This window comes from Caulobacter sp. RHG1, from assembly GCF_013181195.1.
Lineage (GTDB): Bacteria > Pseudomonadota > Alphaproteobacteria > Caulobacterales > Caulobacteraceae > Caulobacter.
In genome coordinates, this window is record NZ_SMZP01000018.1 from 1 (window position 1) to 1,102 (window position 1,102).

Genomic DNA, 1,102 nt, shown 5'->3' on the forward strand with positions numbered 1-1,102 from the left:
TGTAGCCGGGCGGATTCTATTTTGAAGTGCGATTTGTGAGGGTTTTTATGGACTTACGTCCACGGAGATTTTTCACATGGGATCGCGCTACGACCATATCACGATTGAAGAACGCCACCTGATCTGTCGCTGGCGTGACGCCAAGGTGCCTGTCCGGGTCATCTCCGAGCGTCTTGGTCGCCACCCGTCGACCATCCATCGCGAGATCCGGCGCAATTGGTTCGACGACGGCCCGTGGCTGCGCGGCTACTTCGCCATCGCCGCCGACGAGCGCGCCGCGTCGCGACGCAGACGCGTCGGCAAGCTGCATCGTGATCCAGAACTGGCCCACTTCGTCACAGAGCGGCTGCGAGAGACCTGGTCGCCAGAACAGATCGCGGGCCATCTCAAAGCCACCCGCCAGCTCCAGGCCTACGCCTGCCACGAGACCATCTACCGCTACGTCTATGGGCCAGATGGCCAGGCCGCGGAGCTCTACAAGCTGTTGCCCAAGATGCGTCGGCGCCGGCGCGTGCGCTATGCCCGACGGCCGCGCGGACTGAATATCCCACTGCAAAACACCATCGCACAGCGCCCCACCCATATCGGCGAGCGCCAGGGATACGGCCATTGGGAGTGCGATCTGATCGCCTTCCGCAAGGAATACGGGCGTCACAACATCACGACGCTGGTCGAGCGGCGAAGCCGGTATCTGATCATGATCAAAAACCCGAGCCGCAGCTCGACAGGCATCATGGCCGGTCTGGCCGAGCGTCTGGAGCCGTTTCCTCCGCCGATGCGGCAATCCATTACCTTTGATCGCGGCACGGAGTTCGCCTTCTACGGGACCCTGAAGCGCTCGCTGGAAATCGACAGCTACTTCTGCAAGCCACAGGCGCCTTGGCAAAAAGGCACGGTCGAGAACACCAACGGTCGCCTGCGCCGCTTCTTGCCCAGCGACACAGACATCGCGTTGATCCCGCCGGAGAAGCTGATGGAGCTGACCACGCGGCTCAATCGGATTCCGCGCAAGTGCCTCGGATACCGCACGCCGGAGGATGTGCTTGCGGAGCAGATCGCGGCGACGGCTGGGACACGGGCGGCGAACGGGCTCTGCGCTACG

At 62.8% G+C, this 1,102-nt stretch carries 1 protein-coding gene; it reads left to right on the top strand.

Going from position 1 to position 1,102, the window contains the following annotated elements; all coding sequences use genetic code 11:
* Positions 1 to 76 precede the first annotated feature (76 nt).
* On the top strand, positions 77 to 1,102 hold a 1,026-nt coding region (locus E1H18_RS26295; protein WP_172275092.1), incomplete at its 3' end, for an IS30 family transposase.